Below are 13462 nucleotides of genomic sequence, written 5' to 3'. Positions count from 1 at the left end.
CACACCCGTGCAGGATAGGCCCGGTGGCGCACGGCTCAAACAGCCAATGGGCGGATAAATGCCCAGTCCAATCCTCAGGCCACCTGCTGCAGAATGTCGCGCAAGCGGTCCAGGGCGATGTCGATGTCCAGGGTTTCGATAGCGCCGAAGCCGAAGAACAGGCCCGGTCGCACGGGCGCTTCATTGAAAAAACCAGCGAGGCTGTAGAGCCCGACTTCGGCTTTTTTCGCCAGCTCGATCACCAGCGCCAGGTCCACCGGGACCTTGCACAACACCGCCATGTGAAAGCCCGCTGTGGTGGGCACGGCGTCGAACCAGGGCGACAAGTCCCCGGCCATGCGTGCCAGGATTCGCTCGCGGCGGCCAGCGTACAGGGTGTGGCAGCGGCGAATGTGCTTGAGCAGGCACCCCTCGGCGATGAACTTCGCCAGTGCCCACTGGGGCAGGGTGGAGGTGTGCTGGTCGGTGAGGCGCTTGGCCAGGATCACCGCTTCAAGGATCGCTGGCGGCAGGATCGCATAGCCGAGCCGCAGTTCCGGCAACAAGGTCTTGGAGAAAGTGCCGACGTACGCGACGATCCCGCGTTCATCCATGCTCTGCAACGAATCGGCGGGTCGGCCTTCGTAGCGAAACTCGCTGTCGTAGTCGTCTTCGATGATGATCGCCCCCAGCTCATAGGCCCGCGCCAGCAAAGCCTCGCGGCGGGCCTGGCTCATGGGCATGCCCAAGGGAAACTGGTGCGAGGGTGTTACATAAATCAGCCGCGTGCCATCGGGGATCAGGTCCACGCGCAGGCCTTGCTCGTCCACCGGCACCCCGACCACCGTGGCGCCCTGGGAGCCGAACAGCAACCGTGCCGGCGGATAGCCCGGATCTTCCATGGCTACCAGGCTGCCGGGACGGGTCAACACCCGCGAGATCAGGTCCAGGGCCTGTTGCGCGCCGTTGCACACCACCACGTCGTCGTCCTGGCAATTGACCCCGCGAGAAAATGCGATGTGCCGGGCAATGGCATTGCGCAGCGACGGCAGGCCTTCGGGCTGGCTATAGAAGCCTTTGGCACTGGCAATCTGGCGCAGCGCGTGGGCGGTGCAGCGCCGCCAGTCGTCCAGCGGAAACTGACCCTTGCCGGTGGCGCCACCGATGAAATCGTAGCGCAATGCACCTTCGAGGGTGGGATGGCGCATCAGGTCCGGCATGGTGCGCCAGGCTTCGACAACGTCGGCACCGGCCAGCTCGCGGTGGCTCTGTTTGCGCACGATCCTGGCCGGTCGCGCATTGACGTAAGTGCCTTTGCCGATGATGCCGGTGAGGAAGTTTTCGTAGGTCAGTTGGGCGTAGGTGTCGGAGACGGTCTTGCGCGAGACACCCAGTTGCTCGGCGAGCAAGCGGCTGGGTGGCAGTTGTGTGCCGGCCGCCAGGCGACCGCTCTCGATGGCGCTGCGCAATTGTTGATACAACTGGCCCGAGAGGTCCTTGCGGCCGTTGATGACAACATGAAGTTCCATACCCGCGAGCTCCTGGGCGATTGTTGGCGGCCAGCGTCAAAGGCGCAAGGTTACCCGCATTGTGCGACTGCGTAGAAGTTGCGTGGGGAAAATCCCGCCCATTGGACTTGTCCCCGGTTTTTTCGGCGAATTGGACCTGTCATTGATCGGTCCCGGGGCCTACCGTGAAGGTCTCGAATGCCACGGAGCCCGCCATGAGCCCGCGTCTGGATTACTACACTGCGTCCCCTGGGGCGATGAGAGCCATGATCGGCCTGGAAGCCCTGACCAGTCGCCTGACTATCGAACCGGGGCTGTTGCACCTGATCAAGATCCGCGCTTCGCAACTCAATGGCTGCGCCTTCTGCACCGACATGCACTCGGTGGAGGCGCGCCGCCAGGGCGAGACCGAGCGGCGGCTCTACGCGGTGGCGGTATGGCGTGACAGTGGCTTTTTCACGGCCCGCGAACGCGCTGCCCTGGCCTGGACCGAGGCGGTGACGCTGTTGGCTGAAAGCCAGGTGCCCGATGACGTCTATGCCCAGGCCCGGGCCTGTTTCAGCGAGGAGGAACTGGTGGACCTAACCCTGGCGATCAGCACCATCAACAGCTGGAATCGACTGGCGGTGAGTTTTCGCCAGAGTCCGGGTGGTTGATCCGCGAGAGCCAACTGTGGGAGCAAGGCTTGCCCGCGATGAACGATGATGAGGTGAGTCTGGCGGACCGTTTCGCCTGGATCGCGAGCAAGCTTTGCTCCCACAGAGCAGGTCTGTCGTTTGCCTCTATTTATTTCCATTGGGCAACGGCGAGTTGTTAGCCGGAACCGGCGGCCGCTGGGGTTTGACCGAGGTACCAAAGGTATTGCCCATGCGCACCCCCGTGGCCGCCGGGGTGGCCAGGCCGATGCTGTTCGGCGCGCGTTCATTGACCGGCACGTTCATGGCCTCCTGGGCCTGTTGCGCCGCCTTCGCGGCCTGGGGGTCGTTGCCCATCTGTCGGCTCAGGCAGTTGTAGTCGGGGGTCTTGTAGCCACCGACAGTCACCTCGATACACGCCGGGGCCTCTTCACCCTGGGCCCAGGGCAGGGCCATGAGCAGGCCGAGGCCTGCCGTCATCGTCATCCACTGTTTCATCATCGACCTCCTGGCCGCCGCAGCGGACGGTTCGTTGTCTGGGCATCAGTCTAGTGCGGCCTTGAGGATTTGTATCAGTTGTCATACGACATTCATAAACACCCCTCAGGATGACGGTTTTCAACGGATACGTCAGTCGTGCAGCAGGGCAGAGCCGGGGGCGGACGCGGGCGTGGATTGACCAGGGCGCCCTTGCGCTGGCTGATGGTGTTGTTGTGTCTGTTGGCCGCGCCGATCCAGGCGGTCGGCCTGGTGGACCTGGACATCGCGCCCCAGGAACTGACCACGGCGCTGGAGCAGTTCAGCCGTGCGACGGGCATGGCGGTGCTGGTGGACCACCAGTTGTCGAGCCAGCGTCATACGCTGGGCGTCCAGGGGCAGTTCACACCCTCGGAAGGGTTGCGGGTGTTGCTCAGCGGCACTGGGCTGGCGGCGCACTATGCCCGGGCGGATGCGTTCACGTTGCAGCCGGTGCGGGTCCGTGAGGTGCCGCTGCCTCCCGGTGTTACTCCGGGCTTGAGTGACAGCAACTACGCGGCAGCCATCCAGGCGGTCATCCAGCGCAACTTGTGTCGTTCACCGTTGACCCGCCCGGGCAGTTTTCGGGCGGTGCTGCAAGTGTGGATCGGCCGGGACGGTGTGGTCCAGCACAGCCGCCTGGTCAGTTCCACGGGCGATCTGATGCGGGACAAGGCCTTGGTCAACAGTTTGCAAAACCTCAGGATCGACCGCCCGGCGCCCAGTTCGTTGCGCCAGCCGGTGACCCTGCTTTTGTTACCCGACTCATCAGGAAGAAGCATGGAATGCACAGCAGGGGAAGGGGTGTCCGGGCGATGAAAGACTCCGGTCGCAGCCCGTTGGTGAAGTTGTTTCTCACCTCTTATGAGGATTTCAAGGTGCGCCTGCGCAGGCGTCTGGGCTCCGAAGAGCTGGCCAACGATGTGTTGCATGAAACCTATCTGCGGGTCGATCGCATGGTCGATACGCAGGAGATCGCCCAGCCCAACGCCTATTTGTATCGCATGGCCCTGAACATCGCCGCCGACCGTCGACAGGCCGACGCGCGCCTGCTCACGGGCGATGAAATCGAGGAGCTGCTGCAGGTCTCTGATGAAGCGCTGGACCCGGCCCGGGTGGTGGGTGGGCAGAAGGAGTTGCAGATCCTGCTCAAGGCCTTGTACGAACTGCCGGCGCGCCGTCGCAGGATCTTTATCGCCGCCCGCCTGGAAGAGGCGCCGCACCTGGAAATCTCCCAGCGCTTTGGTATCTCCACCCGCATGGTGGAGAAAGAAATCAAGGCTGCGCTGGGGCACTGCGCCCTGCGCCTGGAAAGAAAAGTCATTCAGCGGTTCGGTCCCGGCGCGGGAAAACCGTCTTGAGAGTAGAGACCCGACCCTTTCGTGAGTGTGTGTGCGCTTGAACATCTTCAGCATCGCTTCCCCTGACGCCACGCCCCAGGCCCGATTGGCCAGCGAGGCCCGAGACTGGCTGATCCTGCTGACCTCGGGACGCGCCACAGTGGCCGATGCCCGGGCCTTGCGCCTGTGGTGCGGGCAAAGTCCCGAACACGCGCAGGCTTTCGAACAGGCCAAGGCGCTGTGGCATGGGCTGCAACCCGCCGCAGCGGCATTGCAGGCACCCCGGCATTTCGGGCGGCGGGCGTTGCTGGGCGGCGCAATCGCGGCGTCGGCCGGTTTCCTGTTGATCCGCGCCACGGTGCCCGGCGGTGTTTCCGGGCTGGGGGCCGATTACATCACTGAGGTGGGTGAGCAGCGCCGGGTAGAGTTGGCCGAGGGCGTCAGCCTGGAACTCAACACCCAGACCCGCCTCAGCCGTCGCCCGCTGGCCGATGGCGGACAAGGGTTGCAATTGTTCAGTGGTGAGATTGAAGTGCAGGGACGCAGTGCGCAGGTGGTCAGCGTCCAGGCCGGCACCGGTTGGATCAGCGCCGCCCGGGCACGCTTCAACATTCGCTACACCGACCAGAGTGTTTGCGCCACCTGCCTGGAGGGCGTGGTGCAGGTTGAAGTGCAAGGCCAGCGGTTTCGCCTGGAGCCGGGCATGCAACTGACTTACGACCCTGGCCGGGTGGGCGCTCCCAAGCGTGCCGATGTGTCGGCGGCCGTCGCCTGGCGCGAACAGGTGCTGGTGTTCAACGACGCGACCCTGGCCAGCGTCATCGATGAAATCAATCGCTATCGGCCCGGTATGTTGTTGCTGCTCAATCGCGAACTGGGCCAGCGCAAGGTCCAGGCGCGGTTTCGCCTCGACCAGCTGGCGGGCGTGGCGCTGTTGATCCGCGATGCCTACGGCGCCAAATGCACGGAATTGCCAGGTGGGGTGGTGGTGCTGAGCTGAGGCCGGCGGCGCCTGGGCGGGCCTCATCGCGAGCAGGCTCGCTCCCACAGAGGGCCTGTGTTGTGCCGAAATATTGAGGTCATCCAATAACCCTGTGGGAGCGAGCCTGCTCGCGATGGGGCCGGCACATCCGAGATCACCTCTAACAGACCCACCGCTATCCCGAGCAAGCTCGCTCCCACAGAGGGCCTGTGTTGTGCCGAAATATTGAGGTCATCCAATAACCCTGTGGGAGCGAGCCTGCTCGCGATGGGGCCGGCACATTCGACATCACCTCCAGCAGACCCACCGCTATCGCGAGCAGGCTCGCTCCCACAGAGGGCCTGTGTTGTGCCGAAATATTGAGGTCATCCAATAACCCTGTGGGAGCGAGCCTGCTCGCGATGGGGCCGGCACATCCGAGATCACCTCTAACAGACCCACCGCTATCCCGAGCAAGCTCGCTCCCACAAGGGACTGTGTTGTTTGGCTTATTCCAGTGGCCCTAGTACTTGCCGATATTCCTCGACGCCTTGAGGTGTCTGGCGGGTCAGGCTGACCTCGATGCCCATCGGGTTTTCCTGACGGTTGCCGCTGAGCTTGCGCCAACCTTTTTCCGTGTCCCAGAACCGTAGCCCGGCGTCGCTGACGTCACTGAGCACGGCCACGCCCGGGCCGGGTGCTGGCAATGGGTAGCGATCGCGAGCCTGGCCCTGGGCGCGGTAAAGCGTGTCGCCTTTGAGCCACCAGCGCACTCGCTGCAACTCGCCTTCCCGGGCCGCCGCCACGCGGATCACATCCAGGCGAAACCCCCGGCCTTCAGTGCTGCGCACGGTGAGGGCGGGCGGGGCGGTCGAGGGCTGGTCGTCGACGTCGGGTTTTACCGGTTCACTCAGTTCGATGCTGGCGCGCAAGGCGACGTCGCGTTCCAGTTGGTTCAACACCCGCAGTAAGGCTTCAGTCTGTTCGGTACTGGCCTGCAAGTGGCTGTCGGCACGGGTCACGCTGTCCAGCCCGCGCCAGGCGATCAGGCTGACCACCGCCATCAGCAGGATCGCCACCATCACTTCCAGCAAGGTGAAACCCGTCTGCCGCGTGCTCATTGGAGTTGCACCCGCCCGGCGGCACTGCGTTGCACAGTGAGACTGTTCTGGCCGTCCGACAGACGGATCTGCAAGGGTTCGCCGATCCATTCGGCATTCAACACCACCCGTTGCCTGGGCTCCACGCGAACCTCCATCGATGGGCTCTGCCAGCGCCGTGGATGCAGTTGCGGGTCGTCCTTGAAGCGATCCAACCCGGCGCCTTGATCGGAGCGGCGACTGAAGCCAAAGCCCTTGGCGTCCCAGCGCCAGGTAATCGGCCGCCCGTCGGTGCGCGCTTCGGTCTGGGCCAGTTGCAACAGCTGCACCAGCCGTTCGCCATCCTGACGCAGCAACTTCAACGGATCCGGCTTGATACTCAGGCTCACAGCGGCGCTGGCGATGCCGATGATCACCAGCACCACCATCAGTTCGATCAGGGTGAAACCGCGTTGCTTGCCGAGGTTCATGGGCGCTCCTTTGCGTGAGAGTCATCCTGCACGGTGAAGATGATAGGGATGTGAAATAAAACGGAGAGAATTGGCGCGTACGCTGCAGGCTGGAATCAAAAAGGAGATTCAGGCCATGGCGTTCATCGAGCGTGTGTCCCCGGCGCAAATCGTTCAGGCGGTGGGCCTGTTGGCGGCGTTGGCCGGGGTGGCGACCTGGTCTTCGCTGCTGCTGACATCGGCCGAGTCGCGCACGCCGGATGTCGCCCCGCAACGCCTGGCCGAGCGTTCCGATAACCCGGCGCTGCAATGGTTCTCCAACCAGCCGGCACCGGTGGACATCAAGGTCAGCGGCGTGATGGCCGGCACTCGCGCACCCGTGGCGATCCTCAGCCTCAACGACGGACCGCCGCGCAGTTTCCTGGTCGGTGAACGCGTGGCCCAAGGGGTACGGTTGGTGGCGATCGAGGCACAGGCGGTGGTGATCGAGCGGGGTAACGAGCAGACCCGGCTGGTCCTCGCCCGGTTGCCGGACTCAGTGAGTTTGCCTTCCCTGTGGGAGCAAGGTTTGCCCGCGATGAAGACGACGCAGTCTCCGAAGAAATGAGGCGCCTGTATCGCGGGCAAGCCTTGCTCCCACACAAGCCTTGCTCCCACAGATAAACCTCTCGCCACAGAGGATGTGTTAGCCCACACCGCTCAAGGTTTCTCTCGGCTGACCAACGTCTCCAATCGCGCCAACGGTGGTGCTTCGCGACTGCGGTCCGACACGGTCAGCTCAACCCGCAACATCCGACCATTTTCCGCCGGGCGCAGGTTCTGTTCGCAACGCAGCAACAGTCGCCCCTGGTCACACTCGAACACTTTCGAACCCTGGGCAAACCGTCCTTCCAAGCGCAACTGTGCCAGTTGGCTGCGGGCGGCCAACAAGGCGATGGATTTGTCGCGCAGCAGGCCGTTGCTCTGGGTCATCACTGCGGCCACGCGCACAGCGGCCGACATGGCCACGGCGATGATCGCCAGGGCCACCAGCACTTCGATCAGGGTGAAGCCGGCTTGTAGCGCAGGGCGTGGCATGGCGCGGGCTCGATGGGCGAAGGCAGCCCTCAAGGCTAGTCCACGTTCATGACCGATTGACGACGCAAGCTCCTGAGCAATTTCAATATCACTGACATATTTTCTTGCAACACTGCGCCTCGAATCGAATCCAGCGAAGGACCGTCGAGATGCAGATCGCCCGTTACAACGCCCGTTCCCAAGGCCCTCGCGGGCAACTGGGGTTCACCCTGATCGAAATCATGGTCGTGGTGGTGATTCTCGGCATTCTGGCGGCGATGGTGGTGCCCAAGGTCCTCGATCGTCCCGACCAGGCCCGGGCAACGGCGGCGAAACAGGACATTGGCGGCCTGATGCAAGCCTTGAAGCTGTATCGCCTGGACCACGGCAGTTACCCGAGCATGAACCAGGGCCTCAAGGTGCTGGTGGAAAAGCCGGCCGATGCGAAAAACAGCACCTGGCGCTCTTATCTGGAGCGCTTGCCCAACGACCCATGGGGCCGTCCTTATAACTACCTCAACCCCGGCGCCAACGGCGAAGTCGACATCTTTTCCCTGGGGGCCGACGGCCAGCCTGACGGCGACGGCGTGAATGCCGACATTGGCTCCTGGCAGTTGTAAGGGCCGTGATGCGAACGGATTCGCCCCTCGCGGCGAAGCAGCGCGGCATGGCGGTCATCAGTGCCTTGCTGATTGCCGCTGTGGTAGCGGTCATCGCTGGCGGCATGCTGACCCGCCAGACCCTGTTCACCCGCAGCCTGGAGGCCGAGCAGTTGCGCGTCCAGGGTACAGCGCGGTTGCAGGGCGGCCTGCAACTGAGTCGCCAGTTGCTCTGGGACGCCCGTCAGCGCGATCCACTGACGCGCTTCGGCCAACCCTGGGCGAAACCTATCGTGATGCCGGAATCAGGCCAGATCGACACGCCGTTCGAAGGCCAGCTGGAAGATGAGCAAGGCAAGTTCAACCTGCGCAACCTCGTCGCCAATGAACAGGTGGATGAGGAACAAGTGCGCGCCTTCGAACGCTTGTGCGAGCAGCTTGGGGTTGCTGCGACGGTCCGCAGGCGCATCGTCGAAAGGGTCGTCGAGGCTTATCCGCGCCTGTTGAATCCGCAGCGGGTGGAACAAGCGCCAAAGGGCAATACCTTCGACAGCGGCCGGGACACCTCGCCCCAGGCCGCCAACAGGGCGCTGGCGCCGACGCGCCCGATGCTGCGCACCTTGCAAGACCTGCGCAGCGTCAAGGGCGTCACGGCGCGGTTGCTGGAAACACTGGCGCCTTACGTGACGATCCTGCCGACCAACACTTGGCTCAATGGCAACACCGCCAGTGCTCCGGTGCTGGCCGCCTACGTGCCGGGGTTGTCGCTGCAACGGGCCGAGGCGCTGGTCCGGGAGCGCGACGGCGGTCACTGGTTTATCAATCGCGGCGATTTCGTCAATCGCCTGCGCATGCCGGAACTGGACACTGCCAGCGTCAAGGTCGGCATCACCAGCGACTGGTTCCGCCTGCGCGGCCAGGCGCGCAGCGGTCAGCGGCGGGTTGAACTGGAAGCTTTGCTGCAACGTACCGAGGACCGCTTGCCCCAGGTAATTTGGTCAAGGGTGGGCGTATGACGCGCTTGCGCATCGCCCTGGCACCGCTGGGCAGCCTGGATCTCGACAGCGAGATGGCCTTCGCCTGGCTGGATCGTCAGGGCCAGGTCCGCGAACAGGGCCGCGGCAGCCTGCGAGCATTGGGCCAAGGCGCCAAGAATATTTCGGTGGAATGCTTCCTTCATCCCCGCGACAGTTTGCTGACCCGCCTGGAGTTGCCACTGTTGCCAGCGGCCAGGATCACCGCAGCGGTGACGTGCGCGGCCCAGGCCCTGATGCTCGGTGCCAGCGAGCAGATGCAAGTGGCGCATAGTCCGCGTGGGACCGACGGGCAGGTACAAATCGCCTGGCTGGACCGTGAGTCGCTCGCCCACCTGGGCCGGCTTGCGCACCAGGCCGGCATGAAGCTGCGCGGCCTCTATCCGGCGGCCTACGCCTTGCCGGTGCTGTCGGGGCCGGTGGCCTGTATCGAGGACGGCCACCTGCTGGTGCGCCATGATCTTCAGTACGCTGTGGTGCAACCGTTGCAGGAAGAGGCGCTGGATGAATGGCTGCTGGAAATTGGGGCCGGGTTGCATTGGGTCGCAGAGGCGCCGCCGCAACCGTCGATCAGTACCTTGGCCGACACCCAGCGCTGGACTGGTCCGGCGCCGGGCTGGGGCTTGCATGCCGGTCTTTCACGCAATGCAGTCGAGCGCGGCGGTTGGGGCCGGGCGGCGGCAATCTGCGCGACAGCGCTGGCGGTCTGGGTGGTCGGGCTGAACCTCTACGCCGCCCGCGAAGCGGCCCAGGGCCAACGGCTCAAGGTGCAGATGAGCCAACGGGTGAAGCAGGCGTTTCCCGAGCTGCCGGTGATCCTCAACCCGTTGCAACAGGCGCGCCAGCAAATCGCTGCGCGCCAGAGCGGTGCGGCGAGCGACCCGGCCCAACGCTTCTCCAGCCTGGTGCAACAGGCGGGCAGCGCCATGCCTTTCATGAGCGGCAATGTCCAGGCACTGGTGTTCGAGAACGGTGAATTGCGCCTGAATGTCGTGGCCGAGGCGCAGAAAACCACCGCCGAAGAGGATTGGAAAATTCCCCTGGCCCAGGCTGGCATCGACGTCGTTGCCATCGACCAGGGCTGGACCCTGCGAGCGGCAACGGTCGGCCAGGACAGTCAGGACGCCCCCGACGAGAATCCGGACGCCGATGATGAATAAGCACTCCCTGGCGCTGGCGTGGGGGCGCTGGCAAACCGTTCGCACGCGATTGCGCACGTTCTGGCAGGGACTTGCCGTGCGCGAACAAGCCGCCGTGGCCCTGGCTGCGTTGGTGTTGGGCGGTTGCCTGGTCTGGCTCGCCCTGATCCAGCCGCCGCTCAAGACCATCGCCTATTGGCAAGCCGAAACCCCGAAGCTGCGTTCACAGGCCGAAGCCCTCGAAGTGCTGTTGCGTGACGTCGCTGGGCCTGCACCAGGCCAGCCCCTCGAAGCCGCCTTGCGCCAGAGCCTGGACGCCAGTGGCTTGAGCCAGCACTACCAACTGCAAACGCTCGGCACCGAGCTCCCCAATGCCTGGCAGCTCACGTTCGACAAGGCCCCCGCCGAGGCTGTGATCAGCTGGCTGTTGGGCAACCCGCGGCAATTCTCCCTGGAAGTGATCGAGGCCCGCTTGCAGCGTACCCCGACCGATTCCGACCACCTCGCTAACCCCGACAACACCGCCGGCACACTGTCCGGAACCGTTCGCATGGATCAGGCGCAAGGCGCTAAGGAAGCTTCATGAAAGGGGCCAGATACCCACGTCATTGGCGCAAGGCTGCACCGTTGTTGTTGCTGGCGTTGGGTGCGTGCAACAGCGCGCCGCCCGCGTCGCAGCCATCGTTGCTGGTGGACAGCGAACTGGGCATTCCGCTGGGCAGTACCCAACGCAGTGGCGATGCACTGCTGGATCGCCAGCGGGCCCAGGACCTGCGTGAACGCAAGCCAGCGGTGCGGCATCAGGTCGATCTCACCGCCCGTGCCCGAGAGCCACGCAGCAGTGCGCCGGTACGCACGCCCCTGGGTGACCAACCGGTGACGCTGAATTTCGTCGAGGCGGATATCCAGGCAGTGGTGCGGGCCTTGTCCCGCTCCACCGGCCAGCAGTTCCTGGTGGACCCGCGGGTCAAGGGCAACCTGACGCTGGTTTCCGAAGGCCAGGTCCCGGCTCACCAGGCCTACGACATGCTGTTGGCGGCGTTGCGCATGCAAGGCTTCAGCGTGGTGGATGTCGGCGGCGTCGCCCAAGTGGTGCCAGAGGCCGACGCCAAGCTGCTGGGCGGGCCGATCTACAGCGCCGACAAACCGGCCGGCAACGGCATGCTGACCCGCACCTTCCGCCTGCAATACGAAAACGCGGTGAACCTGATCCCGGTGCTGCGCCCGATCGTGTCGCCGAACAACCCGATCAATGCCTACCCGGGCAACAACACCATTGTCGTCACCGACTACGCCGAGAACCTGTCACGGGTGGCGCAGCTCATCGAAGGCATCGACACCCCGAGTGCCATCGACACCGACGTGGTACCGGTCCACAACGGCATCGCCGTCGACATCGCGCAAATGGTCTCTGACCTGCTGGAGACCCAAGGCGGTGACCAGACCCAGAAGATCAACGTGATCGGCGACCCGCGCTCCAATTCCATCATCATTCGCGCGGGGAGCCCCGAGCGTACGGAACTGGCGCGCAACCTGATCTACAAGCTCGATAACGCCCAGAACAACCCGAGCAACCTGCATGTGGTGTACCTGCGCAACGCCCAGGCCGGCAAACTGGCCCAGGCCCTGCGCGGCTTGCTCACCGGGGAAAGCGAAGGCGAGGGCAACGACAACTCGCGCTCGGTGCTCAGTGGCATGGGTGGCAACACCAATGGCCAGAGCGGGCAGGGCAGCAGTGGCGATGGCACCAGTAGCACCACCACCAGCGGCAGTGCATCATCCAGCGGCAACGGTTACACCCAGGGCAGCAACGGTTCCACCACCACTTCGACGAATAACGAACAGGGCACCGCCTTCAGCGCTGGCGGCGTGACCATTCAGGCCGATGCCACCACCAACACCTTGCTGATCTCGGCGCCGGACCCGCTGTACCGCAACCTGCGGGAAGTCATCGACCTGCTGGACCAGCGCCGCGCCCAGGTGGTGATCGAGAGCCTGATCGTCGAGGTTGGCGAGGACGACGCCAGCGAATTCGGCGTGCAATGGCAGACCGGCAACCTCGGTGGCAGCGGGGTGATCGGCGGGGTCAACCTTGGTGGTACCGGGCTCAACCTCAACGGCAAGACCAGCATCGACGTGTTGCCCCAGGGCCTGAACCTTGGTGTGGTGAATGGCACGGTGGACATTCCCGGCATCGGCAAGATCCTCGACCTCAAGGTCCTGGCCCGGGCGCTGAAGAGCAAGGGCGGCACCAACGTGCTGTCGACGCCAAACCTGCTGACCCTGGACAACGAAGCGGCGAGCATTTTTGTCGGCCAGACCATTCCCTTCGTCAGCGGCAGCTACGTCACCGGTGGCGGTGGTACCAGCAACAACCCGTTCCAGACCGTGACCCGCGAGGAGGTGGGCTTGAAGCTCAATGTCCGGCCGCAGATTTCCGAGGGCGGTACGGTCAAGCTCGATATCTATCAGGAAGTCAGTAGCGTCGACAACCGCGCCTCGAGCACCACGGGGATTGTCACCAACAAGCGTGCCATCGACACCAGCATCCTGTTGGACGACGGGCAGATCATGGTCCTTGGCGGGTTGCTGCAGGATGGCTACAGCCAGAGCAACGACGCGGTGCCGTGGCTGTCGACCATCCCCGGTATCGGTGCGCTGTTTCGCAATGAGCGGCGACAGATCACCAAGACCAACCTGATGGTGTTCCTGCGGCCTTACATCATCCGCGACACGGCGGCGGGCCGTGGCATCACCCTCAACCGCTACGACTTCATGCGCCGCGCCCAGGGCCTGCTGCAACCGGATCGCAGCTGGGCGTTGCCGGACATGCAGGCGCCGCAACTGCCAGCCTCGGCCCGGGCGATCCCGGGGGGCGGCGCCCGTGAGTCTGCAAGCGCCCAGGTCGGTGATCAAGGCGGTGCCGGCAACGGAGCCGGTTGGACAATGAGTACCGTGGCGAGGGAGCTTGCTCCCGCTGGGCTGCGCAGCAGACCCGAAACCTGGCGCCTCGGTGCGTCAGGCAGATCGTATTCAACCTGTTTGGGGTCGCTGCGCAACCCAGCGGGAGCAAGCTCCCTCGCCACGGGGTGCATGTCAGTCATAGAGGAGGCGTCGGCATGAACACCCCTCCCATACGCCTGGGC

General features: G+C 64.3%; 15 protein-coding genes. 10 read left to right on the top strand and 5 right to left on the bottom strand.

The annotated features are described in order from the left end of the window. Positions 1–74: 74 nt before the first annotated feature. Positions 75–1508: a MocR-like pyridoxine biosynthesis transcription factor PdxR gene (gene pdxR / locus GN234_RS05350; RefSeq protein ID WP_109756083.1), complete on the bottom strand. Its 1434-nt coding sequence runs from the start codon at positions 1506–1508 to the stop codon at positions 75–77. A 194-nt stretch (positions 1509–1702) separates the two neighbouring features. Here pdxR and GN234_RS05345 point away from each other — a divergent pair, with 194 nt between their 5' ends. Next, complete coding sequence (locus GN234_RS05345; RefSeq protein ID WP_176688022.1) at positions 1703–2143, top strand: carboxymuconolactone decarboxylase family protein; 441 nt, start codon at positions 1703–1705, stop codon at positions 2141–2143. A 126-nt stretch (positions 2144–2269) separates the two neighbouring features. Here the strand turns inward: GN234_RS05345 and GN234_RS05340 are convergent, their stop codons facing one another. Continuing rightward, a complete protein-coding gene (locus tag GN234_RS05340) occupies positions 2270–2623 on the bottom strand; it encodes a hypothetical protein (RefSeq protein ID WP_176688021.1) in 354 nt (117 codons plus the stop codon). A 201-nt stretch (positions 2624–2824) separates the two neighbouring features. Here GN234_RS05340 and GN234_RS05335 point away from each other — a divergent pair, with 201 nt between their 5' ends. The 3 genes from GN234_RS05335 to GN234_RS05325 are packed head-to-tail and all read left to right on the top strand — an operon-like array spanning position 2825 to position 4978. Then, positions 2825–3457 carry a secretin and TonB N-terminal domain-containing protein gene (locus GN234_RS05335; protein WP_176689557.1) on the top strand — a complete coding sequence of 211 codons (633 nt, stop codon included), beginning with the start codon at positions 2825–2827 and terminating at the stop codon, positions 3455–3457. Continuing rightward, positions 3454–3999 carry a sigma-70 family RNA polymerase sigma factor gene (locus tag GN234_RS05330; protein ID WP_134924030.1) on the top strand — a complete coding sequence of 182 codons (546 nt, stop codon included), beginning with the start codon at positions 3454–3456 and terminating at the stop codon, positions 3997–3999. Before GN234_RS05335 ends, GN234_RS05330 begins: the two co-directional genes overlap by 4 nt. 37 nt (positions 4000–4036) lie before the next feature. Continuing rightward, the gene (locus GN234_RS05325; RefSeq protein ID WP_134926618.1) at positions 4037–4978 is read left to right on the top strand and encodes a FecR family protein; all 942 of its coding nucleotides are present in this window, start codon (positions 4037–4039) and stop codon (positions 4976–4978) included. A 470-nt stretch (positions 4979–5448) separates the two neighbouring features. Here the strand turns inward: GN234_RS05325 and GN234_RS05320 are convergent, their stop codons facing one another. Beyond that, positions 5449–6060, bottom strand: a complete 612-nt coding sequence (locus tag GN234_RS05320; protein WP_109756217.1) for a type II secretion system protein GspJ — start codon at positions 6058–6060, stop codon at positions 5449–5451. Further along, positions 6057–6509: a type II secretion system minor pseudopilin GspH gene (gspH, locus tag GN234_RS05315; RefSeq protein WP_109756216.1), complete on the bottom strand. Its 453-nt coding sequence runs from the start codon at positions 6507–6509 to the stop codon at positions 6057–6059. Before gspH ends, GN234_RS05320 begins: the two co-directional genes overlap by 4 nt. A gap of 115 nt (positions 6510–6624) precedes the next feature. Here gspH and GN234_RS05310 point away from each other — a divergent pair, with 115 nt between their 5' ends. Beyond that, the gene (locus tag GN234_RS05310; protein ID WP_176688020.1) at positions 6625–7095 is read left to right on the top strand and encodes a type II secretion system protein N; all 471 of its coding nucleotides are present in this window, start codon (positions 6625–6627) and stop codon (positions 7093–7095) included. Positions 7096–7187: 92 nt separating this feature from the next. Here the strand turns inward: GN234_RS05310 and gspI are convergent, their stop codons facing one another. Continuing rightward, positions 7188–7565, bottom strand: coding sequence for a type II secretion system minor pseudopilin GspI (gspI, locus tag GN234_RS05305; protein WP_116832210.1), 378 nt, complete (start codon positions 7563–7565; stop codon positions 7188–7190). A gap of 149 nt (positions 7566–7714) precedes the next feature. Between gspI and gspG the strand changes: the two genes are divergently transcribed. The 5 genes from gspG to gspD are packed head-to-tail and all read left to right on the top strand — an operon-like array spanning position 7715 to position 13439. Then, positions 7715–8164, top strand: a complete 450-nt coding sequence (gene gspG, locus GN234_RS05300) for a type II secretion system major pseudopilin GspG (protein ID WP_116832211.1) — start codon at positions 7715–7717, stop codon at positions 8162–8164. Between the two features lie 8 nt (positions 8165–8172). Then, positions 8173–9159, top strand: a complete 987-nt coding sequence (gspK, locus tag GN234_RS05295) for a type II secretion system minor pseudopilin GspK (protein ID WP_176688019.1) — start codon at positions 8173–8175, stop codon at positions 9157–9159. Continuing rightward, on the top strand, positions 9156–10337 hold the full coding sequence (gspL, locus tag GN234_RS05290) for a type II secretion system protein GspL (RefSeq protein WP_176688018.1): 1182 nt from the start codon (positions 9156–9158) through the stop codon (positions 10335–10337). Before gspK ends, gspL begins: the two co-directional genes overlap by 4 nt. Further along, positions 10330–10902, top strand: coding sequence for a type II secretion system protein GspM (gspM, locus tag GN234_RS05285; protein WP_163853953.1), 573 nt, complete (start codon positions 10330–10332; stop codon positions 10900–10902). Before gspL ends, gspM begins: the two co-directional genes overlap by 8 nt. Beyond that, entirely contained in the window at positions 10899–13439 is a 2541-nt protein-coding gene (gene gspD, locus GN234_RS05280; RefSeq protein ID WP_411828782.1) for a type II secretion system secretin GspD, read from the top strand. Before gspM ends, gspD begins: the two co-directional genes overlap by 4 nt. The last annotated feature ends 23 nt before the right edge of the window (positions 13440–13462 follow it).

The organism is Pseudomonas bijieensis (assembly GCF_013347965.1).
Classification (GTDB): domain Bacteria; phylum Pseudomonadota; class Gammaproteobacteria; order Pseudomonadales; family Pseudomonadaceae; genus Aquipseudomonas; species Aquipseudomonas bijieensis.
This window is presented reverse-complemented; position numbering and strand designations above follow the sequence as displayed.